Annotated in this window: 28 protein-coding genes and 1 tRNA gene; 20 read left to right on the forward strand and 9 right to left on the reverse strand. The window is 32.3% G+C overall.

The genetic code is table 11. From position 1 onward, the window contains the following. Positions 1-12: 12 nt before the first annotated feature. Entirely contained in the window at positions 13-864 is an 852-nt protein-coding gene (locus RG22_RS01905; RefSeq protein ID WP_034040390.1) for a DUF2911 domain-containing protein, read from the reverse strand. 241 nt (positions 865-1,105) lie between these two features. On the opposite strand from RG22_RS01905, the gene RG22_RS01910 reads away from it, so the two are divergent. From RG22_RS01910 to RG22_RS01965, 12 genes are all read left to right on the forward strand, one after another. Beyond that, complete coding sequence (locus tag RG22_RS01910; protein ID WP_034040392.1) at positions 1,106-1,762, forward strand: MIP/aquaporin family protein; 657 nt, start codon at positions 1,106-1,108, stop codon at positions 1,760-1,762. Between the two features lie 151 nt (positions 1,763-1,913). After that, positions 1,914-3,341 carry an SDR family oxidoreductase gene (locus RG22_RS01915; protein ID WP_034040395.1) on the forward strand — a complete coding sequence of 476 codons (1,428 nt, stop codon included), beginning with the start codon at positions 1,914-1,916 and terminating at the stop codon, positions 3,339-3,341. Between the two features lie 250 nt (positions 3,342-3,591). After that, on the forward strand, positions 3,592-3,807 hold the full coding sequence (locus RG22_RS01920; protein WP_034040397.1) for a hypothetical protein: 216 nt from the start codon (positions 3,592-3,594) through the stop codon (positions 3,805-3,807). A 23-nt stretch (positions 3,808-3,830) separates the two neighbouring features. After that, positions 3,831-4,514, forward strand: a complete 684-nt coding sequence (locus RG22_RS01925; protein WP_034040399.1) for an SDR family NAD(P)-dependent oxidoreductase — start codon at positions 3,831-3,833, stop codon at positions 4,512-4,514. Between the two features lie 2 nt (positions 4,515-4,516). Next, on the forward strand, positions 4,517-5,056 hold the full coding sequence (locus RG22_RS01930) for a glutathione peroxidase (RefSeq protein WP_034040401.1): 540 nt from the start codon (positions 4,517-4,519) through the stop codon (positions 5,054-5,056). 6 nt (positions 5,057-5,062) lie between these two features. Further along, complete coding sequence (locus RG22_RS17810; protein WP_034040403.1) at positions 5,063-5,230, forward strand: Lacal_2735 family protein; 168 nt, start codon at positions 5,063-5,065, stop codon at positions 5,228-5,230. Further along, a complete protein-coding gene (locus RG22_RS01940; protein WP_034040404.1) occupies positions 5,227-5,688 on the forward strand; it encodes a TspO/MBR family protein in 462 nt (153 codons plus the stop codon). Before RG22_RS17810 ends, RG22_RS01940 begins: the two co-directional genes overlap by 4 nt. 4 nt (positions 5,689-5,692) lie before the next feature. Then, positions 5,693-6,154 (forward strand): SRPBCC family protein, encoded by a 462-nt coding sequence (locus tag RG22_RS01945; RefSeq protein ID WP_034045593.1) that lies wholly within the window; start codon positions 5,693-5,695, stop codon positions 6,152-6,154. A 107-nt stretch (positions 6,155-6,261) separates the two neighbouring features. After that, the gene (locus RG22_RS01950) at positions 6,262-7,566 is read left to right on the forward strand and encodes a cryptochrome/photolyase family protein (protein ID WP_034040406.1); all 1,305 of its coding nucleotides are present in this window, start codon (positions 6,262-6,264) and stop codon (positions 7,564-7,566) included. A 143-nt stretch (positions 7,567-7,709) separates the two neighbouring features. Then, complete coding sequence (locus tag RG22_RS01955; protein WP_034040408.1) at positions 7,710-9,377, forward strand: formate--tetrahydrofolate ligase; 1,668 nt, start codon at positions 7,710-7,712, stop codon at positions 9,375-9,377. A gap of 146 nt (positions 9,378-9,523) precedes the next feature. Next, positions 9,524-10,549: an SIR2 family protein gene (locus tag RG22_RS01960; protein WP_034040411.1), complete on the forward strand. Its 1,026-nt coding sequence runs from the start codon at positions 9,524-9,526 to the stop codon at positions 10,547-10,549. Between the two features lie 9 nt (positions 10,550-10,558). Then, complete coding sequence (locus RG22_RS01965; RefSeq protein ID WP_034040413.1) at positions 10,559-12,301, forward strand: ATP-binding protein; 1,743 nt, start codon at positions 10,559-10,561, stop codon at positions 12,299-12,301. A gap of 171 nt (positions 12,302-12,472) precedes the next feature. Here the strand turns inward: RG22_RS01965 and RG22_RS01970 are convergent, their stop codons facing one another. The 6 genes from RG22_RS01970 to RG22_RS01995 form a co-directional block, all read right to left on the reverse strand. Further along, positions 12,473-12,901, reverse strand: coding sequence for a BLUF domain-containing protein (locus tag RG22_RS01970; RefSeq protein WP_081997639.1), 429 nt, complete (start codon positions 12,899-12,901; stop codon positions 12,473-12,475). Positions 12,902-12,908: 7 nt separating this feature from the next. Continuing rightward, positions 12,909-13,241, reverse strand: a complete 333-nt coding sequence (locus RG22_RS18065; RefSeq protein WP_081997640.1) for a helix-turn-helix domain-containing protein — start codon at positions 13,239-13,241, stop codon at positions 12,909-12,911. Next, positions 13,242-13,943 carry a hypothetical protein gene (locus RG22_RS01980; RefSeq protein ID WP_034040419.1) on the reverse strand — a complete coding sequence of 234 codons (702 nt, stop codon included), beginning with the start codon at positions 13,941-13,943 and terminating at the stop codon, positions 13,242-13,244. Positions 13,944-14,176: 233 nt separating this feature from the next. Beyond that, positions 14,177-15,487, reverse strand: coding sequence for a UDP-N-acetylglucosamine 1-carboxyvinyltransferase (murA, locus tag RG22_RS01985; protein WP_034040421.1), 1,311 nt, complete (start codon positions 15,485-15,487; stop codon positions 14,177-14,179). A gap of 8 nt (positions 15,488-15,495) precedes the next feature. Continuing rightward, positions 15,496-16,146 carry a DUF4290 domain-containing protein gene (locus RG22_RS01990; RefSeq protein WP_034045595.1) on the reverse strand — a complete coding sequence of 217 codons (651 nt, stop codon included), beginning with the start codon at positions 16,144-16,146 and terminating at the stop codon, positions 15,496-15,498. 65 nt (positions 16,147-16,211) lie between these two features. Beyond that, on the reverse strand, positions 16,212-16,505 hold the full coding sequence (locus tag RG22_RS01995) for a DUF493 family protein (RefSeq protein ID WP_034040423.1): 294 nt from the start codon (positions 16,503-16,505) through the stop codon (positions 16,212-16,214). A gap of 90 nt (positions 16,506-16,595) precedes the next feature. On the opposite strand from RG22_RS01995, the gene RG22_RS02000 reads away from it, so the two are divergent. From RG22_RS02000 to RG22_RS02020, 5 genes are all read left to right on the forward strand, one after another. After that, on the forward strand, positions 16,596-17,135 hold the full coding sequence (locus RG22_RS02000) for an AAA family ATPase (RefSeq protein ID WP_034040425.1): 540 nt from the start codon (positions 16,596-16,598) through the stop codon (positions 17,133-17,135). 1 nt (position 17,136) lies between these two features. Continuing rightward, positions 17,137-19,041: a RecQ family ATP-dependent DNA helicase gene (locus tag RG22_RS02005; RefSeq protein ID WP_034040428.1), complete on the forward strand. Its 1,905-nt coding sequence runs from the start codon at positions 17,137-17,139 to the stop codon at positions 19,039-19,041. 74 nt (positions 19,042-19,115) lie between these two features. Further along, positions 19,116-20,063 (forward strand): methionyl-tRNA formyltransferase, encoded by a 948-nt coding sequence (gene fmt / locus RG22_RS02010; protein WP_204244171.1) that lies wholly within the window; start codon positions 19,116-19,118, stop codon positions 20,061-20,063. Positions 20,064-20,251: 188 nt separating this feature from the next. Then, positions 20,252-20,524, forward strand: coding sequence for an HU family DNA-binding protein (locus RG22_RS02015; protein WP_034040429.1), 273 nt, complete (start codon positions 20,252-20,254; stop codon positions 20,522-20,524). Positions 20,525-20,646: 122 nt separating this feature from the next. After that, a complete protein-coding gene (locus tag RG22_RS02020; protein ID WP_034040432.1) occupies positions 20,647-21,207 on the forward strand; it encodes a YqgE/AlgH family protein in 561 nt (186 codons plus the stop codon). Here the strand turns inward: RG22_RS02020 and RG22_RS02025 are convergent. Beyond that, positions 21,204-22,046, reverse strand: a complete 843-nt coding sequence (locus RG22_RS02025; RefSeq protein WP_034045598.1) for an aminotransferase class IV — start codon at positions 22,044-22,046, stop codon at positions 21,204-21,206. The two genes, RG22_RS02020 and RG22_RS02025, sit on opposite strands and share 4 nt — an antisense overlap. Before the next feature lie 64 nt (positions 22,047-22,110). Continuing rightward, positions 22,111-22,500 carry an START-like domain-containing protein gene (locus RG22_RS02030; protein ID WP_034040434.1) on the reverse strand — a complete coding sequence of 130 codons (390 nt, stop codon included), beginning with the start codon at positions 22,498-22,500 and terminating at the stop codon, positions 22,111-22,113. Positions 22,501-22,632: 132 nt separating this feature from the next. On the opposite strand from RG22_RS02030, the gene RG22_RS02035 reads away from it, so the two are divergent. The 3 genes from RG22_RS02035 to RG22_RS02045 all read left to right on the forward strand — a co-directional run bounded on the left by RG22_RS02035 (position 22,633) and on the right by RG22_RS02045 (position 24,813). Next, a tRNA-Met gene (locus RG22_RS02035) sits at positions 22,633-22,706 on the forward strand. A 549-nt stretch (positions 22,707-23,255) separates the two neighbouring features. Then, positions 23,256-23,546: a helix-turn-helix domain-containing protein gene (locus RG22_RS02040; protein ID WP_034040436.1), complete on the forward strand. Its 291-nt coding sequence runs from the start codon at positions 23,256-23,258 to the stop codon at positions 23,544-23,546. A gap of 61 nt (positions 23,547-23,607) precedes the next feature. Next, positions 23,608-24,813: a primase-helicase family protein gene (locus RG22_RS02045; RefSeq protein ID WP_034040438.1), complete on the forward strand. Its 1,206-nt coding sequence runs from the start codon at positions 23,608-23,610 to the stop codon at positions 24,811-24,813. Positions 24,814-24,910 lie beyond the last annotated feature (97 nt).

The following is a 24,910-nucleotide window of genomic DNA, read 5'->3' on the forward strand; positions in this document are numbered from 1 at the left end:
AGAAATCTAAAATTACATTGCTCCCCACTCTTTTAAAACCTCCTCATTTTTTCTAATATAAGCATCATATTTAGCTTCTTTTGCTAATGCTAATGACGATTTTGCCGCAGCAATAGCACCTTTTTTGTCGCCAGCTTTTGCATGAATTAATGCTTGTTGATGGATGTACCAAAACTTAGGTTTATCTTTTGTCATATCAATAGCTTTATCAATCCATTTTACAGCTTTGTCAATATCTTTACCAGACTCTAGATGATAAACTGCAGATTCGTAATAATCTGCTGCAGATGGTCCATTCATAATACTATTTATACTTTTAGCAACCTTAGCGTCTGTAGGCACAGTAAACGGAATAGCCGCGTAAGACTTCTCCCAAATCAGCTCTAAAGCAGCACCATTATTGGTAATGTTGTTAATATCTATGGCAAACGTCTCTACATTAAACGGAATTTCCATAACATCAACTTTAGCAGTAGCCACTACTTTGCTATCGTCCCAATTTTGCGGTGTTCCCCAATTATTCGTGTCATTATAAAACATTACATCCCAAGACGTAGCTGTATTTAATTTTGTAAAAATAGCGTAAGACCCTGCTTTTACATCTTGCCCAGCAATTTTTACATCATCACTAAAAGTAATCACAGTATTCTTATTTGCACCAGTTCGCCAAATCGTTCCAAAAGGCTCTAAACCTCCAAATATTTTTCTTCCTTTAACACCTGGCCTAGAGTATTCAATAGTTATATCGGTTAAGCCCACTTTTTGTTCTAACTTAGCTAACGGGCTAGGTTGTGGTGTTGTAACTTGAGCATTTACCGAGTAAGCCATTGTAAATGCCATTAAAATTAATAGTAGTTTTTTCATTTTAAGTTTTTATTAGTTAATCAAATAATTATTTGTAATTCTATAAAATTAAGCAATACAATATCTTTTAATGTTAACAAAAGCTTAAAATAAGGGGTTGTATATTTGCATTATATTAATTTGGGTATAACCCAAAAGGGTTAGGCTTTAAGCTATATTTTTTTGTATAAAACAAAAAGGATGAAGTTTATCTTTAGCGTAATCGTAGAACACAATCTTTAACGCAAATAAATTATTACTAATGAAAAAGTATTATGCTGAAACAATAGGTACATTTGCCATGGTATTCTGTGGTTGTGGAGCCATGACAATAAATGAAATTACAAACGGAAGCATATCGCACGTAGGAGTAGCCATAACATGGGGGCTTATTGTTATGGCAATGATTTATGCTTTTGGCGAAATTTCTGGAGCTCATTTTAATCCTGCTGTAACTATTGGCTTTGCAGTTGCTAAAAAGTTTGCATGGAATTTAGTGCCTAAATATATTCTTGCACAAGCTATTGGAGCAATTATCGCATGCTTTATTTTATGGTTTTTATTTCCTGAAAGTCAGTTTTTAGGCGAAACGACTCCAGCCAACGGATTTCCTCCCTACAAAGCTGCTGTTTTAGAGTTTTTATTAACATTCTTTTTAATGGTAGTTATTATTAATGTTTCTACTGGAAGCAAAGAAATTGGTACTATGGCTGGTATAGCTATTGGTGGTGTTATACTTTTAGAAGCTATGTTTGCAGGCCCTATGACTAAAGCTTCTATGAATCCCATTCGTTCTATTGCTCCTGCTCTATTCACCGGTAATTTTCAATATTTGTGGCTTTATATTACAGCTCCTATTTTAGGTGCAATTGCTGCAGTTTCTAGCTGTAAATTAGTTAAAACGGATAATTGTTGTTAATAATATTTAAAATTTTGTTTAATTTTTATTTAAAATAATTAAACATTTATTATCTTTACATAAACCTTATTAATAAACAGCAAATTAAAATATAAGTCTATAAGTCTTCGAGTTAACTATAATTCGTCTAATCCTCATAAAAAGCTATTACATGAAAATTCTAGTAACAGGAGCAACAGGTTACATTGGTAAACGACTCATTCCTTTTTTAATACATGAAGGACATCAAGTGGTTTGTTGTGTTCGAGATAAACTTCGTGCAGACAAGAGTTATATAGAAGAAGAATTAATAGATATAGTTGAAGTAGATTTTTTAAAAACAGAAACTCTTAAAAACATTCCAAAAGACATTGATGTGGCGTATTATTTAATACACTCTATGTCTAATTCTTCAAAAAGTTTTGAATCTCTTGAAGAACGTTGTGCTATAAATTTTAAAAGCCAATTAGAAAAAACCCAAGTAAAACAGGTTATTTATTTAAGTGGTATAACAAATGAAGATGAGCTGTCGAAACATTTGCGTTCAAGATTAAATGTTGAGCATACTTTGGCATCAAATCAGTATGCGACAACTATTTTCAAAGCTGGAATAATAGTAGGCTCTGGAAGTTCATCTTTTGAAATTATACGAGATTTAGTCGAAAAATTACCATTTATGATTGCCCCTAAGTGGTTAGACACTAAAACACAACCACTTGCAGTAAGGGATGTTTTAACTTTTTTATCTGGCGCTGCAGGAAATAAAACACTTTACAACAAAACTTATGATGTTTTTGGTCCAGAAATTTTAACCTACAAACAACTCTTATTGCAATTTGCAGAAGTACGAGATTTAAAACGTTACATTTTAACTGTACCCGTAATGACACCAAAATTATCGTCTTACTGGTTGTATTTTGTAACCTCTACATCTTACAAGCTAGCATCAACTTTAGTAGATAGCATGGGGGTTCAAATTATTGGAAAACCCAGTAATATCAATAAAATATTAGATGTCAAGCCGCTTACTTACAAACAAGCCGTTGCATTAGCTTTTGAAAAAATAGAACAAAATAGTATAATTTCTAGCTGGAAAGATTCTATGGTTAGCAGTGGTAGATTACGCAATAGTTTACACAAATACATTAATGTGCCTAAATATGGCTGCTTTAAAGATTATAAAGAAAGACCTATAAATAATCCTAAAAAAACAATCGATAAAATTTGGGCTATCGGCGGTAAAACGGGTTGGTATTATGGTACATTTTTATGGCGTATTAGGGGCTATATTGATAAACTTTTCGGTGGTATTGGTTTACGAAGAGGTCGTACAAATCCAACAGAATTACATGCTGGAGATGCGCTAGATTTTTGGAGAGTTATTTTTGCTGATAAAGCTCAACAAAAACTTTTACTTTATGCCGAAATGAGACTACCAGGTGAGGCTTGGTTAGAATTTAAAATTGAAAATGGTATACTCAAACAAACCGCTACATTTAGACCATTAGGGCTTTTGGGGCGTATATATTGGTTTAGCGTACTTCCATTTCACGGTATTATATTTAAAGGAATGATTGATAAACTTTCTAAAGACTCATAAATTATTCTTATAGCTCTATAAACTATTTTGTTTAACTTATTTAAAATCACATTAAACATTTTGTATATTTGCACTAATTGTTAATTTATGAGTAAACAAGTAGTTAAATAATTCTAAAAAAATAAAGTATTAAATTTTACTTAATAAACCTTATTAAAAAACATAAATCTCATATAATTTATTATATTGGCAAATTATGAAAATAAGTGTTTTATATATACTTATTAAATTAGATTAAAGATTAAAAATTATGGAGATTATTGATAAAGCTTTAGAGTTTGAACAACGTAAACACACCTTTAAAACAACAAGTGAGCGTATTGAATCGTCTAGGGAAGTAAAAGAGTTAATATTAAGTTTAAATACCATTTATAAAGAGAAAAAAGACCCTGAAATTATGGATCTTATGAAACGCTTAACGGTTATTAAACAAAAAATTGAAAAAAGGCTAAAGGGCAGGCCATAAAACAAAAAATGCCCTGAAACCATATGAAAACAATTATTGTAGTAGGTGGAAGTAAGGGCATTGGTAATGCCATTATAAGCAAATTAGTTAATTCCAGTAAAGTCGTAAATATTAGCAGAACCGTTCCTAACTTAGAGCATGCTAACTTAACTCATTATTCTTGCGACGTTATTCAAGAAAATTTACCTGAAATTGAAACTGCCGACGGGCTTATTTATTGTCCGGGTAGCATCAACCTGAAGCCTATTTCTCGATTAAGTATAGACGATTTCAAAAACGATTTTGAAATCAATGTTTTGGGTGCTGTAAAAGTTATTCAAAAATATCTTCCCATACTTAAAACCAGAAACAAACCATCCATTTTACTTTTTAGCACTGTAGCTGCGAAACTAGGCATGCCATTTCATGCTAGTATTTCAACATCAAAATCTGGTGTAGAAGGTTTAGTGAAATCGTTAGGCGCAGAATTAGCACCAACCATTCGCATCAATGCTATTGCACCAACAGTCACAGATACGCAACTAGCTTCTAAACTGTTACGCAATGATAAAATGATAGAAAACATTACAGAAAGACATCCACTAAAAAAATTTTTAAATCCTGAAGAAGTTGCAGATATGGCAACATTTTTAATGTCTGATAAAGCAGCTTCTATGTCTGGACAAGTATTCGAAATGGATTGCGGTATTGTAACTTTTAAAATATAAATATGAACCCCTTAAAAACGTTTATAGCTACTTTATTTTCAAGAGGAGAAAGCCATAAAGTAGTGAATGCTGATTCTATTTATGATATTGAGATAAATACACTTGATGGCAAAGCTTTAAACCTTTCAGAATTTAAAGGTAAATACATCCTTGTTGTAAATGTAGCTTCAAAATGCGGTTTCACCCCTCAATATAAAGACTTACAAAACCTTCATGAAACTTATAAAGACAAACTTCAAATTATTGGCGTGCCATGTAATCAATTTGGAAAACAAGAACCTGATAACGAAGATGCCATAAAATCGTTTTGCGAAATAAATTATGGCGTTACATTTTTAATAACTGAAAAAGTAGATGTAAAAGGAAGAAACCAACATCCTTTGTATATGTGGTTAACTCAAAAAAATAAAAACGGTCGTATAAATTCGTCTGTAAAATGGAACTTTCAGAAATATTTGATTGATACTAATGGAAATCTAATAGACTATTATTTCTCTGCAACGAGTCCGTTAAATTCAAAAATTACAAAACACCTAAAATAAAAAGCTATGTTCGGATTGTTTAAAAAGAAAACTGAGGTTGAAAAACTACAAGAGAAATATGAAAAACTAATGAAAGAATGGCATACATTATCAAGTATTAACCGTTCTGAAAGTGACAAAAAGTATGAAGAAGCAGAAGTTATAGCTAAACAAATTGAAAATTTCAAGAAATGAAACTATTTAAATATACTATCGTATTCTTAATTCTAAATTTTGGAGCTTTAGCCATTGGAAGTTGGCTTATGGATAATGGACCACAGACCGATTGGTACACGAATTTAAATAAAGCACCTTGGACGCCCCCAGGTTGGGTTTTTGGAGCAGCTTGGACTACCATAATGGTTTGTTTTTCAATCTATATGGCACTTTTATATAAGATCATACCAAATACAAAGTTGAAAATTTTATTCTTAATTCAGTTTGTACTTAATATTATTTGGAATTACATTTTCTTTAATCAACATTTAATTACTCTTGGACTTATATGCATCACCCTATTAACTGGTATTATTGCCAAATTTTTATTCGATTATAAAAACGAGCTTAAAGCAAAAAGCTTGCTAATACTCCCCTATTTTATATGGTTATGTATAGCTACATCATTAAATGCCTACATACTTATCTACAACTAATTTTATGAAAATTTACAGACTCCATAAAAAACAAAATTTACCTATAACTCTAGATGAGGCATGGGATTTTTTATCATCACCAGAAAACCTAAAAACCATTACACCAGATTATATGGGTTTCCATATTTTGTCTGGAGCAGACAGACCTATGTTTGCTGGTCAGATTATTCAATACATAGTAACACCTGTTTTAGGCATAAAAACCAAATGGGTTACAGAAATTACACATGTTGTCGACAAACATTATTTTGTTGACGAACAACGCTTTGGTCCCTATGCGCTTTGGCACCACAAACACTTTATTAAAGAAATTGATGGCGGTGTAGAAATGGAAGATATTATTGATTATAAAATTCCCTTTGGAATACTTGGTCAGTTAGCTCATCCCATTTTAGTTAAACCAAAACTGGAAGAAATTTTTAATTACAGAACAAAAAAATTAGAAGTATTATTCGGTAAATATTAATTTAAAATGTCAGTTCGATTAATTCCGTTTTTTATCGGGATTGCATCGAGAAAAGCATCTTGACACAATTTTTATAAAAATTAATCGATGTGACAATAGTTATATAAATGAAGAAAACAGTAAACATATTTTGGTTTCGTCGCGATTTAAGATTAGAAGACAATCATGGACTATTTGAAGCTTTAAAAGGAAAACATAAGGTGCTTCCTATATTTATTTTCGATTCAGAAATACTGGATGCCTTACCAAAAAATGATACGAGAGTTACCTTTATTTACGAAACGCTTCAAAATATAAATACAAAGCTTAGCAATGAATACAAAAGTGGTATTGCTATGTTTTATGGCAAACCTTTGGCTATCTATAAGCAATTAATTGAACAATACAACATAGAAAGCGTTTACACTAATCATGATTACGAACCTTATGCCAAAACACGCGACAAAGAAATTGAGACGCTCTTAAACAACAACAATATTGACTTTAAAACCTATAAAGATCAAGTTGTTTTTGAAAAAAAGGAGGTTGTTAAAAGTGATGGTACACCATATTTAGTTTACACACCATACATGAAGCGTTGGAAAGACACGTTTAAACCTTCTGATGTTAAATCTTTCCATTCGGAAGAATTATTAGATCATTTAATTACAAACAAATCACTTCCAAATTTAAGTTTAAAAGATATTGGTTTTGAGCCTTCCCAACAAAGCATAAAACCCTATCAAGTCACTCCAAAATTAATACAAACCTACGAAGCCACACGAAATTTCCCTGCTCAAGATAGTACATCACGATTAGGTCCGCATTTGCGTTTTGGTACCGTAAGCATTCGCAATATGGTAAAAAAAGCCATGGCAGAAACCAACGAGGTATTTTGGCAAGAATTGATTTGGCGTGAGTTTTTTATGCAAACTCTTTGGCATTTTCCGCAGACACAAACCAAAAGTTTTAAACCCAAATACGACCGCATTATTTGGCGTAATAACGAAGTAGAATTTAAAGCATGGTGCGAAGGTAAAACTGGTTATCCTTTAGTTGATGCTGGTATGCGTCAATTAAATCAAACCGGGTTTATGCATAACCGTGTACGCATGTTAGTGGGTAGTTTTTTGTGTAAGCATTTACTAATCGATTGGCGTTGGGGCGAAGCCTATTTTGCCGAAAAACTCCACGATTACGATATGGCAAGTAATATTGGTAACTGGCAATGGGTAGCTGGTTGCGGTGTGGATGCCTCCCCATATTTTCGGATTTTCAATCCCACAACTCAAATTAAAAAGTTTGATAAAAATTTGGAATACATCAATACCTGGCTACCAGATTTTCAAGAGCTTACCTACCCGTCACCAATTGTAGATCATAAAATGGCACGCGAACGTTGCCTAAAAGTATATAAAGAAGCACTTAACTAAACGCCATATTTTTTGATTCATTTTATAAATTATCAAATCGATAAAGTTAGTCCTATTTATATGACAAAAATCACTAAATATGGCATCGAAATATAATATATTTACAACTATGTTAAAATTTCGATAATCAAAATTTATGCTTTATGACTGACTTACAAATTGCAAAAACCATTACACTTAAACCTATTTCAACCATTGCTAAAAAATTTGGTGTAGACCCAGAATATATTGAAATGTATGGGAAGTATAAAGCAAAATTACCACTGCAAGCCATAAACAAACAAAACGCCGATAAAAGTAATTTAATCCTCGTTTCTGCTATTTCTCCAACACCAGCAGGCGAAGGAAAAACAACAATTTCTATTGGTTTATCAGAAGGTTTAAATCGGTTAAACAAAAAAACAACCGTGGTTTTAAGAGAGCCCTCTTTAGGGCCTATTTTTGGTATAAAAGGTGGCGCAACTGGTGGCGGATACTCACAGGTGTTACCTATGGAAGATATCAATCTTCATTTTACAGGAGATTTTTCGGCTATTGAAAAAGCACATAATTTACTGTCTGCTATTATCGATAATAATATTCAAAGTAAAACAAACTCTTTATTTATAGACCCTAGAACAGTTGGCTGGAAACGTGTTATAGACATGAACGATCGTGCGTTAAGACACATAATTGTTGGCTTAGGCGGCACAACATCTGGTATCCCTAGAGAAACAGGGTTTGATATTACTGCAGCATCAGAAATTATGGCTATTCTGTGTTTAGCCAAAAACTTAACCGACCTTAAAAATCGTTTGGGTAAAATTTTTATTGGCTACACCTTTAACAAAGCACCTATTTATGCTAAAGATTTAAAAGCCGAAGGTGCTATGGCAGCCTTACTAAAAGATGCTATAAAACCTAATTTAGTACAGACTATAGAAGGCAATCCTGCCATTATTCACGGTGGCCCCTTTGCAAATATTGCACAAGGTACCAATTCTGTGATTGCAACATTAATGGGGATGTCGCATTCAGATTATACCGTAACCGAAGCTGGTTTTGGTTTCGATTTAGGTGCCGAAAAATTCTTTGATATTAAATGCCAAAGTGCTGGACTTAAACCTAAAACCGTTGTGCTTACCACAACCATTCGCGCCTTAAAATATCATGGTGGTGCCGATTTAAAATCGTTGACTACACCTAATCTTGATGCGCTTAAAAACGGACTTCCAAACTTAGAAAAACATTTGGAAAATATTACAAAATTTAACGTCGCTCCAGTAATTGCTATCAATAGATTTGTATCTGACAGTGATGAAGAAATACAATTGATTAAAGATTTTGCAGCATCAAAAGGTCTTAAAGTGGCTTTGGCTGAAGTTTGGGCAAAAGGAGGCGAAGGCGCTTTAGAATTAGCACAATGTGTTATTGATGTTGTAGAATCGAAAACCTCAAACTTTAAGCCTTTGTATAAATGGGAATCGAGCGTTACCGATAAAATAGAAACCATTGCTACAGAAATTTACGGCGCAGAACATGTGGACTATACGGCGAAAGCCAAAACACAATTAAAAAAAATTGCCGATTTAGGTTTAGAACAGCTACCTATTTGTATCGCTAAAACTCAAAAATCGTTATCTGATAACCCAAAATTATTAGGGCGACCAAAAGATTTCATCATTACCGTTAGAGAAATTGAAATCGCTGCTGGTGCAGGTTTTTTAATCCCAATTACAGGCGATATTATGCGTATGCCAGGGTTACCAGCACATCCGGCTTCTGAAAATATTGATATTAATGATGATGGAGAAATTACGGGGTTGTTTTAGTTCTCGATACAATTCTCCTGCGTCGAATTACTCGAACTGACTGGCTGACTAAAGGTTAAAAATACGTAGAAGTACGTATTGGTTTTATGGTAAGAAAATTCTAACTTCGTGAACTTGTGTTGGACTTGAACAAACCAAAAAATTGAATGGAAAAAGAAGCTATATATAAACAACTTCAAGCTTGGACAAATAATATTCCACTCATAATTCTTGGAAGTGGAGCTTCTGTTCCTTTTAGGCTTCCTTCAATGTGGGTTTTAGGGGAACATATAAAAAACTCAATTAATTTTACTGATTCTCACGACCAATTTCAATTCAAAGAATTTATCGCTGAATTTGACAAAACTGGAGATTTAGAATCAACTCTTACAAAACTTCAACTAAGACCAAACGTACTTAGTGAAATCGTAAATAAAACTTGGGAATTAGTAAGCAAATCTGATTTAGAAGCTTACGAACATTTTATTAAAAAAGATTTCGATTTTCCTTTAGCAAATCTTTTAGAATATTTTTTAAACACAGCCGGTAAAAAGGTTTCAATAATTACAACAAACTATGATAGGCTAGCCGAATATGCTTCGAGTATTGCTAAAGCAATTATTTGCAATGGGTATTCTCAAAATCTTATAGGTCATTTTTCAAATAACATACAATCAAACAATTTAGCTTCTTTAAAAGGCTATAAGGGACAAGTAAATATTTGGAAAGTTCATGGTTCTCTAGATTGGTTTAAATCAAAAGAAGATGAAAACGTCCAATTACCAAATAGACAAAACATTCCAGAAAATTATAGCCCATTGATAGTTACTCCTGGATTAAGCAAGTATTCTGAAACACATAACGAGCCATACAGAACAATTTTTACCCAAGCTGATACTGAAATTGAACAAGCTAATGGTTTCTTGTGTATAGGTTATGGATTTAATGATATTCATGTTCAACCAAAACTTATTACACAAATAAAGAATCAAAAACCAATTATAGTAATAACTAAAGAGCTTACTCCAAAAACAAAACAATCAATTATTGATAATAATTGTCAGAATTATATGCTGATCGAAGAAGCCAATTCAAAAGACACAAGAATTTTTTCTTCCAAATTTGGAGAGGTAATAATTGAAGATACTAGCTATTGGGAATTGGGTGAATACTTAAAACTAATAATTTCTTAAAACAACACTATGGCAATATTTACATTTGAAGAATCTGCAACAATTGGTACTGTTTTTAGTGTTGATACTGCAACAATTATTGTGAAAGTTGATGAATTAGACAAACTTCGTAAACTTCAAGTAAATCATTTAATTGCTGTAAAAAGTTCAAAGGCAGGTCAACACTTAATTGGTATAATAAATCGAATTACAAGAAAGGTTTCAGATGACGAAAATTCAGCAACAGAAGATTTAGGAATGTCAAACTTCCTGCTCACAGAAAATATTCTAAAAGTAAATCTAATTGGAACTTTAATTGACAAACACGGAGAAAAAGAAAATGTGTTTAAGCGTACTTTAGATACAGTACCAGAGATTGAAGCAAATTGTTTTCCTATAGATGGCGAAAACATTACCAAATTTATGCGTACAATATCTTCACAAGAAAATTATGATGTGCCACTTTCTTTAGGTAAATACTCAATTGATGAAAATGCAGAGGCATTTTTAGATGGAGATAAACTTTTTCAAAGACACGCAGTAATTGTTGGTAGTACTGGTTCAGGTAAATCTTGGTGTGTCGCAAAGTTAGTTGAACAGATAGCAAAACTACCAATGGCTAATTCACTTCTATTTGATATACACGGAGAATATAGCGGAGAAGATTTTAAAGCTGACGGAATTCAACATTTGAAAATTGCAAATCCATCAGATTTAGGTAAAAAAGGAAATCTTGAAAACAATGTTCTAATGCTTCCTTACTGGCTTCTGACTTATGAAGAGATGCTAGCAATGCTATTAGATAGAAGTGACAGCAATGCTCCTAATCAAGCAATGATTTTTTCAAAAACAGTTTTTAACGAAAAAGTTAAATTTTTAGAAAGTATAGGAGATACTACATTTAAAGATAGTATCACAATTGATAGTCCAATACCTTATAAAATGGAAAATGTCTTAACTGAAATTATTCGTCTAGATACTGAAATGGTTGCAGGTTCTAGAGGAGATAAGCAAGGTCCCTTTTTCGGAAAACTGACAAGATTTATACAAAGACTAGAAGCTAAGAGTCAAGACAAGCGACTTGGTTTTATGTTTCAAGTAACAGATGATGAACTTGAAATTGATTGGCTGAATAAATTATGTAATTCGTTAATGCAAGGTTCCAGTAATAATGACAAAAAAGCTGGTGTAAAGGTTATTGACTTTTCTGAGGTCCCATCAGATGTTCTGCCATTAGTTATTGGATTAGTTGCAAGAATCGTTTTTACAGTTCAACAATGGACTGCAAACGATAAAAGACATCCAATTTGTTTATTATGTGATGAAGCTCATTTATACATTCCTGAAAGAACAAGTCAAGATTCTGCTTCTGAGTTAGGACTAAAGAATTTTGAAAGAATTGCCAAAGAAGGCAGAAAATATGGAGTTAGTTTAACTGTTATAAGCCAACGACCAGCAGAAGTAAACAGAACAGTTCTTAGTCAATGTAATAATTTTATTTCATTGAGATTGTCTAATGCAGAAGACCAAGCTGTAATAAAAAGGCTTCTTCCAGATAATCTTTCTGGTCTAACTGATGTTCTACCAATTCTAGATATTGGAGAAGCTTTAATTGTTGGAGATTCTTCACTTTTACCAACAAGAGTAATAATAGATGAACCTACAATTAAACCACAAAGTGCGACTATTAAGTTTTGGGAAGAATGGAGTAACAAAAAGGCTGAACAAGATATATCAAGTGCAGTAATTGGCTTAAGAAAACAGTCTAGATAAAGCAAGAAAAATCCACTACCTTTAAGTTTCCCAGCTACCGCTAAGTTTCACTTAGTGGTTTTTCAAATAACAAATTAAAATAAAGTGCTTTTCTTTTTTTAAGAATAAAAGTTATCAGTACTAAGCAAAGCTTAGCGGTAGCTTCGTTTTAAAAACCTTACTGCTACAAATTTAAATCGTGCTAATCAATTTAATAACATTCTTTTTTAATGTTAAAAACACCTCTGAAGACTTGTTCTTACTATTTGCATTTTCAAAATAAGTCTCCAAAAGCATTCTGCTGTAATTGTTCTGTTCGGCAGTCCCAGAAAAATCATAAAATGCCATAGACCAATCGTCCCAAAGCATTTCTTTTGAAGGTTCTTCTATGAGTGTTGTAACATCAAAATGCCTATCATCGGCTTTTATTTTAGTATACAAGTCTAATATGACATCTTTGTTGCCTTCAATAATTTGAATAAACTGATTATTACTGTAAATAATGCAACCGGTAATCCCCTGCATTTTATTATGCTGTTTTGCTTTTAAAAGCATATAATTTATTTCCTTTTGAGAAAAATTTGGTTCAGCACTTGACCGATAAATTACGGAATAATACATATTTTATTTAACTAGCAATTACTTTATTAATTAACTGTGGATTGGTAACACATTGAGAGGGCAACACACCAAAATATCTTTTAAATATCTTGGAAAAATAACTTCTACTACTAAAGCCTACACTATACACCAATTCTGAAACATTAAAATCGGTTTCATAAATAAGTTGTGCCGCTTTGTCTAATCGCTTTTCAGTAATATAAACATTCACACTCTTATTAAACAAATATTTAAAGCCTTTTTGTAACTTATCTGGGGCAAGCCCAGAAATTTTCTGTAACCGCGAAACGCTTAGGTTTTCGCTTAAATTATTGGAGATAAAATTAACTGTGGCTAGAATTTAGTCTATTTCAAACTGATGAATGGGAGCGTCTCTATATTTACTATTAATATTTTTATCGTGCCTATCAATTTGAGATGCTAGCGTATTAATAATGGCTGCTTCCTTAAACAAAATTTCCGATGACGAATTAAATGAATACTTTATAACATCACTAACAAAATTAGAGGTTCTAAAACAAATTCTTCCTGAATAACGATAATCATCCTCTTTTAAATATGTATCAGACAAAATTCTGAAGGCAATTTTTCGTAATCCAAGATCGTCTTTATCACCTATTTTTTTAAAATCGGGCTTATAAGAAATAAGGGTCATTTTTATAGGTGTATGAGCAGAAAATTTTATAGTACTCGAAGATTTTTTATTGCGGCTCACAATAAAGTTTTGCCTAAAGTTAATTTGTTCGTAACTAAATTTATTGAATTTATGATATGCTGAACCTTCTAAACAAAAGATAAAATCTATACTTCTTAACAGTGCTTTTTCGAAATGCCATTCTAAATCCTGTTGAAGTACAAAGTCGAATATAAATACCGAAATTTCGTTGGAGAGTTTAGTAGCTGTTATTAAGCCTTCACCATAAGATGGATCTAAATGTGTACTACAAAAACCCTCTTCCCTATTTATTTTCTTACCTAAGCTCTGTGATAGATGGTTTAAATCTTCAAAACAATCAACTCCGGATGATTTTATTGTTGTCATAATGGTTAATTAATGCACTAGTAATTCATCAACATTATGAGAGACTTTAAAAGTAAATAAATATAGACAAAAAATAATGACTACTATAATTATTTTACAGTAATGGAAAACTTGTTAAATTTATATTGTTGTATAGCCCCACTACCGTTAAATTTTACCTAGTGGTTTTTCAAATAACAAATTAATTTTTTAAGAATAAAAGTTATCGCCACTAAATTCAAAACAGAATAAGACTACTCTATCCTCTCAATATGAGCACCAATAGCACGCAAACGCTCATCAATGTTTTCGTAACCACGATCTATTTGCTCAATATTCATAATCGTAGATGTGCCTTTTGCAGATAAAGCAGCAATTAATAAGGATACTCCAGCACGAATATCTGGCGAGGTCATGGTAGTGGCTTTTAAAGTCGATTTAAAATCATGCCCAATAACGGTAGCACGATGCGGATCGCAAAGTATAATTTTTGCGCCCATATCAATCAATTTATCAACGAAGAACAAACGGCTTTCAAACATTTTTTGATGGACTAAAACACTTCCTCTAGCTTGTGTAGCCACAACCAATATAATACTTAATAAATCTGGAGTAAACCCTGGCCAAGGTGCATCAGAAATGGTTAAAATAGAACCATCAATAAAATTTTGTATTTCGTAACCCTCTGTATGTGCAGGAATATGAATGTTATCGCCTTGTCTTTCTACAGTAATACCTAATTTTCTAAACACATTTGGTATCACACCTAAATCGTCCCAAGACACATTAGTAATGGTTAATTCACTTTTTGTCATTGCCGCTAAACCAATCCAACTTCCAATTTCAATCATATCTGGAAGCATGGTATGGTCGGTTCCGCCTAAGCTTTCAACGCCATCAATAATTAGCATATTAGAACCTACGCCACTAATTTTAGCGCCCATTCTATTCAGCATTTTACAAAGTTGCTGTAAATAAGGTTCGCAAGCTGCGTTGTAAATAGTGGTTTGTCCTTCGGCTAAAACAGCAGCCATAACAATATTTGCTGTTCCGGTAACTGAAGCTTCTTCAAGCAACATGTATGTACCTTTTAGCTTATCGGCTTCAACACCGTAAAAATGGTCTTCTTTACTGTATCTAAATTTAGCACCTAGTTTTATAAAGCCCAGAAAGTGAGTGTCTAAACGACGACGACCAATTTTATCGCCTCCAGGTTTTGGAATATACCCTTTACCGAAGCGCGCTAACAAAGGACCAACAATCATTATAGATCCTCGAAGTCCTTTACCATCTTCTTTAAATTCTGGAGATTCCAGATATTTTAAATTAACATCATCTGCTTGAAAAGTGTACGTCCCTTGTGATTGTTTTTCTATTTTAACACCTAGTTTTTTTAATAAACTAATAAGTTTATTAACATCTACAATGTCTGGAATGTTGTGTATTGTAACAACTTCTGGAGTCAATAAAACAGCGCATAAAATTTGTAACGCTTCGTTTTTAGCACCTTGTGGTCTAATACTTCCTTTTAATTGGTGACCACCTTCAATTTTAAATGTTCCCATAAATACCCTTAATAGCGTTTTCTTTGACGGTTACTTTGATTCTTTTTTTGGTGTCCGCCTTTCTTATTATTACTACTGTATTTAGTTTTGGTACGCATCAAGCTTGTTGAATCTGATAATTCTTCTTCAGAATTTCGTAAATCTATGTCACCGTTTGATAATTCAAATAAATGATTATAAATAACTGCATCTTCAACCGTGTCTTTATTCCAATTTAAAAAACACTTTTTCATATGATTTGCAATCGTATACGTTAAAGCTTCTTTAAGTTCGCCTGCTTCCCAAGTATTAGCAACGTCAATCATCGTCTTAATATTGTTTCCGTAAAAACGATACTTCGGGAAATTTTGGGGGTATTTTAAAGGTTCAGGACGCTCTTCTAGGAGTTCCTTAGTAGGTTTTTCGTAAGGAGAATCAACATCTAATTCAAAATTAGCCATAATAAAAAGCTGATCCCAAAGTTTATGTTGAAAATCTGGAACATCTCTTAAATGTGGCTGCATATTACCCATTACCGAAATAATGGCTTTAGCTAATTTATTACGTTCTTCTTTTGTTTCTCTTGTTTTTGCATGATTAATCATTTTCTGCATGTGGCGTCCGTATTCTGGAATGATTAAATGCTCACGCTCTGTGTTGTATTCTAAATCGTCTATCAAAATAAATGTGTAGATTATATATTTGTGCACGTAGTTGTTATGCTTGCGCAAAATACAAAAAAAAACTAAAGGCTTATCACACCTTCTACTTTTTCTGCGACTTCTTTATACTTTTCAATTACAGCATCAGGATTTCGCATAAGCAAGTTAACCGATACACTTGTGTATTTTCCGTTTTTAGATTCTTTTGTATTTATAACAGCGCCCATATTATCAAAAATAGCCTCAAGTTTAGCTATTTTTTCTAAATCTGATTTTACAATAAATTTATATAAGTATTCTGTAGGCCAAAGCGCCGTATCGTGCAATTGGGTTTTTAGTTTTTCGTAGAATTCTTCCGAATTTGGAGGTGTGCTCATAAATTATTTAATAAGTTGCAAAGATACTGTTTATTTGGATTTTTTTTATAGAAGTTAAATTCCGATTTTTACAGCATAAATCTCAACTATTTGGATATTAAAAGAATTGTTATAACTGGTGGCCCAGGAACAGGAAAGTCTAGCATTATTAACGAATTAATTAGTCGTGGTTATACGTGCTTAGAAGAAATTTCGCGTCAAGTAACTCTTGATGCTAAAAAAAACGGAATAGATCAACTGTTTTTAACAAACCCTTTACTGTTTAGTGAATTGCTTTTAAGAGGTCGCGAACAACAATATAATGACACTAAAAACTTAAATACTGGTGTTGTTTTTTTAGATCGTGGCGTTCCTGATGTTTTAGCTTATATGGACTTTATTGGCGATACCTATCCGCACTATTTTATTGATGTTTGTAAGGATAGTGTTTACGATTGCGTATTTATTTTAAAACCTTGGCATGATATTTATGTGAGTGATAACGAACGTTATGAAAGTTTTGAAGACGCTTTGAAAATTCACGAACATTTACTTAACACCTATCAAACTTTTAATTATAAATTGATTGATGTGCCTTTTGATACGGTTGAAAAACGAGTTGATTACATACTTAATACTTTAAATATGTAAGATGGAACATCCCATAAACATATTAGAACGCTATTGGAAATTTACAGCCTTTAAACCCAACCAAGAAGCTATTATAAATGCCGTACTTGAAGGAGAAGACACCTTTGCTTTGTTACCGACTGGTGGCGGAAAATCATTATGTTTTCAAATTCCAGCTTTAGTAAAAGAAGGCATTTGTATAGTTATTTCGCCCTTAATCGCACTTATGAAAGACCAAGTGCAGCAACTTAACAATAAAGGCATAAAAGCCATGGCGTTAACGAGTGGGATTTCGTATAGTGAATTAGACACCCTTTTAGATAATTGTATTTACGGAAATTACAAATTTCTATACCTTTCGCCCGAACGCTTACAACAAGAATTAGTACAGGACCGAATCAGGTTAATGAACGTGAATTTAATTGCTGTTGATGAAGCGCATTGCATATCGCAATGGGGAAGCGATTTTAGACCAGCATATAAAAACATTACATTATTGCGACAACTGCAACCTAGTACAAACGTAATTGCTTTAACGGCGTCTGCTAAACCTGAAGTTATTGAGGATATTACAAAAGAACTCGATTTTATTCAACCAAAAATATTTAAACAGTCGTTTTATAGGCCCAATTTAGGCTACATGGTTTATCATGAAAACGATAAATATTACCGTATTGAAAGCATTTTAAAAAAATATAGCGCCTCATCCATCATTTACGTTAGAAACAGAAAACTAACGTTGGAGTTGTCATCTTTTTTAAAGTCAAAAAATATTACAGCAACACATTATCACGGTGGGCTTTCAAATGACGAAAAGGATGCAAACATGAATGCTTGGTTAAACAACCAAAAACAAGTTATGGTGGCTACAAATGCTTTTGGAATGGGCATTGATAAACCCGATGTAAAAACAGTTATTCACTTAAACTTACCAGAAAGCATAGAAAGTTATTTTCAAGAAGCTGGTCGTGTTGGAAGAAATGGCGACAAAGCTTTTGCTGTTATTTTAAAGAATAATAGTGATGCCGTTTTGGTTAAAAATCAGTTTTTAAAGGTGTTACCAACGGTAAATTTTGTAAAACAAGTGTACAGAAAACTGTGTAGTTATTTTCAAATATCGTATGGTGAAGGTGAGTATATAACAAACGATTTCGATTTTAATACGTTTTGTAAAACGTACAGTTTTAGTTCGATTTTATGTTATAATACCTTATTGCTTTTAGACAGAAATAGTGTCATCACATTATCAAAACAGTTTAAAAATAAGGTCACGGTTCAGTTTATTATTTCAAGTTCGGCTTTATTTAATTACTTAGAAACGCATCAAGAATTAAATCTTATAGTAAAATCGATGCTTAGAATGTATGGTGGTATTTTCGACCATATTACTAAAATAGATTTAAAGCGTATTGCAGAAAAAGCTTCGGTTACAGAATCTGAATTAATTAATGCCTTACATGAATTGGAGAACAATCAAATCATCTCTCTGGATTTAGCTAAAACTGATGCGCAAATCACTTTTATTCAACCGCGTGAAGACGATAAAACCATAAATAGAATCGCTACTATTATTGAGCAACAAAACAAACTAAAACAACAGCAAGTTAAAAGCATGCTGGATTATATTAAAAATGATACGGTTTGTAAAAGCATGCAACTCCTCGCCTATTTTGGTGAAAAAGATGTTAAGCCTTGCGGTATTTGTTCGGTTTGTGCTTCAACTAAAAAAGAGAGTAAACCACAAGATATTAATACCATAAAAAAACGTATAATAGAATTACTGGAAAACGGCGATCTTTCATCTCGACTAATTAGTACTACTTTAAATTGTTCTGAGAAAGATGTAAAAACCGTTTTAAAGTTACTTTTAGAACATAACATTATTGCCATTACACAAACTAACACTTATAAATTAAAGCACTTATGAAGCCTTTAATGAGCATATGGCAAATAAAAACAATTATATATACTAAATAATAGCTATACACAAATTTTAAACAGATGAAAGATTTAAGAATTGTTTTTATGGGTACGCCAGATTTTGCTGTGGCGACTTTAAAAACTTTAGTAGAAAACAACTATAATGTTGTTGGTGTTATTACAGCGCCAGATAAACCTGCGGGTCGCGGACGTAAACTAAACGAAAGCGCAGTAAAGCAATATGCAAAATCTGTTGACTTAAACATTTTACAACCTACCAATTTAAAAAACGAAGATTTTATAAATGAATTAAAAGCATTAAAAGCCAATCTTCAAATAGTCGTAGCTTTTAGAATGTTACCAAAAGTGGTTTGGCAAATGCCAGAATATGGTACGTTTAACTTACATGCTTCCTTATTACCAAATTACCGTGGTGCAGCGCCAATTAATTGGGCTATTATTAATGGTGAAACAGAAACTGGGGTTTCAACATTTTTTATTGATGAAAAGATTGATACTGGCGAAATGATTCTTCAAGAAGAAATTGATATTGATGAAGATGAAAATGCTGGGAGTTTACATGATAAATTAATGAGTATTGGTAGCGGTCTAGTTTTAAACACTGTTGCTTTAATTGAAAAAGGTAATGTAAAAACGGTACCTCAAATTGATTCCGACCATATTAAAACAGCGCATAAGTTAAATAAAGACAATTGTAAAATTAATTGGAACGACTCCATAAATAATATATATAATAAGATTCGTGGCTTAAGTCCGTACCCTGCGGCGTGGTGTACCTTAATTAATGGCGAGGATGAATTCGATATAAAAATTTATGCTGCAGAAAAAGAAATAATGACTCATACTTTAAAAACAGGAACTATTATTTCTGATAAAAATGAATTAAAAGTTGCCGTTACAAATGGTTGCATTATTATACAAGAAATTAAGCTTCCGGGTAAGCGAACTATGGATGTAAAATCGCTTTTAAATGGGTATGCTTTTCACACCAATGCCAAAATGCTCTAAACCCTTATTCTCACTCATATTTTAAAAACATCGACAAAACGCATGGTCTTTATTAACAAAAGCATTAAGTTATCAACAATAGAAGGTATTTCCCTTGCTATTACTTGCGTGGTTGGATAATCCGTATAAATTTGTAAAGGATTTAACAAAAATGTTTAACCAATTTATTAATAATTAAATTTTATATTATGAACAAAACAGATTTAATCGACGCAATGGCAGAACACGCAGGAATTACTAAAGCAGCTGCAAAAAAAGCTTTAGAATGCGCAATTATTGAAATTGAAGGAGCTTTACAAAAAGGTAACAGAGTTTCTTTAGTAGGATTCGGATCTTGGTCAGTTTCTAAAAGAGCTGCAAGAGAAGGAAGAAATCCTCAAACAGGAGCAACTATCAAAATCAAAGCTAAAAACGTAGTAAAGTTTAAAGCTGGATCAGATTTATCAAGTGCAGTAAACTAATATTTACTCCTATTATATTCTTTAAATGCCTTCATAAATGAAGGCATTTTTTGTTGATTATACCCAAACAGTTGCATTTTTAATAAATAAATATTAGATTTAGTTACTAATTCCTCAAAAAAATGATTTCAACTAAACCGAAAAAAGGTAACTTGTTAATCGCAGAACCTGCCATAATAGGAGATGTTTCTTTTAACCGTTCTATAGTTTTATTGGCAGATCATTCGCATGAAGGTTCGATAGGTTTTATACTAAATAAACCTCTAGAATATACCATTAGTGATTTAGTACCCGAAGTTGAGGCAGAATTTAAAGTTTACAATGGTGGTCCTGTTGAGCAAGATAACCTGTATTTTATTCATAAAGTACCAGATTTAATACCTGAAAGCATTGAAATTTCTTTAGGTATTTATTGGGGAGGCGATTTTAGTAAAGTAACAGAACTTATAGCAAATGGCTCAATAAAAGAAAGCGATATTCGTTTTTTCCTTGGATATTCTGGTTGGGAAATAGATCAATTAGATGAAGAGTTAAAAGCAAACTCGTGGGTTGTTACTAATAATATTTACAAAGAGTATATTATTGAAAAAAATTACAAATCGTTTTGGAAAGAAAAAATGCTAGAGTTTGGTGGCGAATATAGCATTTGGTCTAACGCACCAGAAAATCCAAATTACAACTAGCTTAACCTTATTTTTACATTTAGCTTTTGCAATAATATTTTTGATACTTCTTTACTAAAAGTCTTTTTTCGATATTTTATTACTGGTTGAATACCCACAATAACATTTGTTATAAAAATTTCATCTGCTTTTTGAAGCTCAAATGGTGATACAGATGCCTCAACCAATTCATATTCAGGAATCATATTTATAATATCAATAAGTTGCTTTCTCATGATGCCCTTTAAACAACCATCAATAATTGGTGGTGTTTTTATTACATTTCCTTTTACAACAAAAACATTTCCGTTTAATGCTTCAATAACATGTTTATTCGTGTTTAAAAGCAAACAATTATGCAAACTGTTCTCTTTGGCATAAATACTTCCAACAACATTAATGGCTTTGTTATTTGTTTTTAAAGTAGATAATAATGTAGGTGAAACATAATAATCTTTAAACAAATCGACTTCGTAAAAGTCTTCTTTAAGCAAATAAAAGTCTTCTTGAATAGATTGAGTAATTATAATAAAATCAACTGTATTAGTATCTGGTAAATACAAGCCCCCTTCGTTTCTTTGCACCATCAATTTAACACGAGCTGATGCTTGTTGTAATTTATTTGCCTCTAATGTTTTTTGAATTTGTTCTTCAAGGAATTCCATGGTAAAATTCATTGGGATTTCCATGCGCATAATACGCATTGATGCCATTAACCTAAAATAATGGTCTTCCCAAAAAAGTAATTTTCCGTAAGATGTTTTAATGGTTTCAAAAAGGGCGTCGCCATAATTAAAACCTCTACTATATATAGATAATTTAGAATCTGATTCTAAAATTTTTTCGTTAAAATTTATCATAAAAAACCCCACTTTCATTTGAATTAAAAGTGGGACAAATATAATTGATTTATGTTTTATTTAATTAAGCAGAACCTAATACTTGCTTTAAACTAGAAATTTGATTTTCCCAAAGCATTTTAGACTCGTCAACTTCGTCGTCTTCAGCAAAATCGGTTATCATTAAAGATACGTCTTTAGTGATTTCATCTACTTGAATTCTAATTTCAAAATACGAAGTCGTATCATCTTCATCATTAAGCCATCTAAATTTAATGCGTTCTCCGCTTTTTTTACTTAACAATTTTGCTTGCTCTTCACTGTCATCCCAAATAAAAGTAAATAACTCGCCTCGAGAGTTTACATTATCTGAAAACCACTCTGATAAACCTGATGGTGTAGAGATATATTGATACAATAATTGCGGTGATGCGTGTATTGGAAATTCAATTTCAAATTTAATTTTATCGTCCATAAGTGCTGTAAAATTTATGATGCTCAATATATACATTAATTGATAAGTTTTACAGTAATTTTTAATAATATTTTACACGATTAAAAGTTTGTTGACAACAATATTGTTTTTATATTTGCAGCCTTAAATTATGGCGAGGTAGCTCAGTTGGTTAGAGCGTCGGATTCATAACCCGGAGGTCGGGGGATCGTGCCCCCCTCTCGCTACAAGTAATAATAAGGGTTTCAAGAAAATGAAGCCCTTTTTTTATTCCAAAAAATAGCGTGGGTACAACATAGGTACAACATTTTGATTTTTTCTGAAAGGTTCATATTAAATGATATCAATTGATTGTATTTGAGATTTAAAGTGTATTAATTTGATTGATAACATATTATGATCGTTGATTTTTTGTTACCATATATCTACATGCTCATACCAAAACCAATTTTCTAAATCAGCGTTTTAAATTCTTTTTTTTCTTGAGCATCTTCTTTTTCTTTTGTTAATAACTCTAAAATTCAATAAAATACCAGCTTTGACCTCAATTATGAATGATGCCATTTGTTATGATAATAAACCAAAGATAATTTAGGTCTGTTTGGCTCATAAATTTTGATTATATTTGTTATAAAATGCTGTTTATCAAGTATTTGTTGATAACTTATTAAGCTTCTCTCCTCTTTCAATAGCCTCATTTTATACTTTTATTACCATACTCCCAGAAGGGAAAACAAAAGCGCTTTTGTTCATTTTATAAATCTAAAACAATAAAAATGGACACTTTATTAATACTTGAACGATTAGATCGTTTAGAAAAACTACTGATAGGCAGCAAAGAAGTCTTAACCTTCGACGAAGCCTGTGACTATACTGGTATATCCAGAAGCTATCTTTATAAACTAACAGCTTCCGGAAAGATTCCACACTCAAAGCCCAACGGAAAAATGCTCTTTTTCGAAAAGAAGAAACTTGTTGATTGGTTGCTTCAAAATAAGCGTAAATCACATCAAGATATCGAAACCGAAGCTTTGGCATATACCATGCGCCATAAAAGCCATAGGTAACATTTTCATATAACTACAAATAATGACACCTTAATATTATTGGGGTGCTAAAACAATTCTTATGAAACAGATACCATATATACGCGTGGGCACCTCCTATTATAAACGTGTCAAAGCCCCGACCATAGCAGGCCATTTTAATGAGATCTTGGTGCACTGGAACATGGAGACCATTAAGCAAGACCATGGTAAAGACCATTTAAGTAAAGTTCTAAAATATGATGGCTTCACCTGTATTCCAAGCCATATAGACTTTAAACAGGAATACCTGTGGTTCTATAACATTTATTCTCCTTTGGGAAAATCACCAAAGAAAGGTGATATTAACTTATCACTAAAATTCATAAATCACATCTTTGGAAAACACTACGAACTAGGTTTGGACTATTTACAATTACTTTATCTAAAACCTATCCAAGTACTACCCATTCTATGTTTGGTCTCCAAAGAGCGTTCAACAGGAAAAAGCACCTTTTTAAAATGGCTCAAGGAGATCTTTGATAATAATCTGACATATTTAACTAATGACAGCTTTAGTAGTCAGTTCAATGCAGACTGGGCAAACAAGCTACTCATCTGTATTGACGAAGCACTGTTCAATAAGGAAGAACTCACGGAGCGCATCAAATATCTGAGTACAACCAATATCAATAAACTGGAAGCCAAGGGCAAGGACAAACGTGAGGTTGAGTTCTTTGGAAAGTTTATTCTGTGCAGCAATAATGAAGAGAGTTTTATAAAGATAGATTCCAATGAAACCAGATTCTGGGTGATTAAAGTACCCGTAATAGAAAATGAAAATACTCATTTTCTGAAGAACTTGATTAAAGAAATCCCTGCATTTATTCATTTTTTAACAAACAGAAAATTAAGTTCAAAACATTTGACCCGAATGTGGTTTACCCCACAACAAATAAAAACCAAGGCATTATTAAAACTGGTTCAAAATAATCGTAATCGCGTGGAAAAGGAACTAGCCAGCATTTTATTAAGCGTCATTGAAAAATTTGATTTTGAAGAGGTACATCTATGTCCAATGGATGCCTTATTAGCACTTAACAAGACCCGAGTAAAAACAGATTTAACACAACTCAGGCGGTTGCTAAAAAGGGATTGGAAATTAATCAACCAGGACAACTCAAATAGCTACCAGAAATTTGTGATCTGGACGGACGGCGATATAAACTTATTGGATGCCAAAGGCAGATATTTTACCGTACAAAAATCATTTTTAACTAAAAATTTTGATGATACGATGATAGATTGAAGATACTGCTGTATTTACTGGGGCTAAAGCCGTCATCATTTATTCATCATTTTGTCATCAAAAAATATAATGATGACAGGATAAGGCTATTAAAAAT

It is taken from the genome of Wocania ichthyoenteri Th78, from assembly GCF_000789235.1.
GTDB lineage: Bacteria > Bacteroidota > Bacteroidia > Flavobacteriales > Flavobacteriaceae > Wocania_A > Wocania_A ichthyoenteri.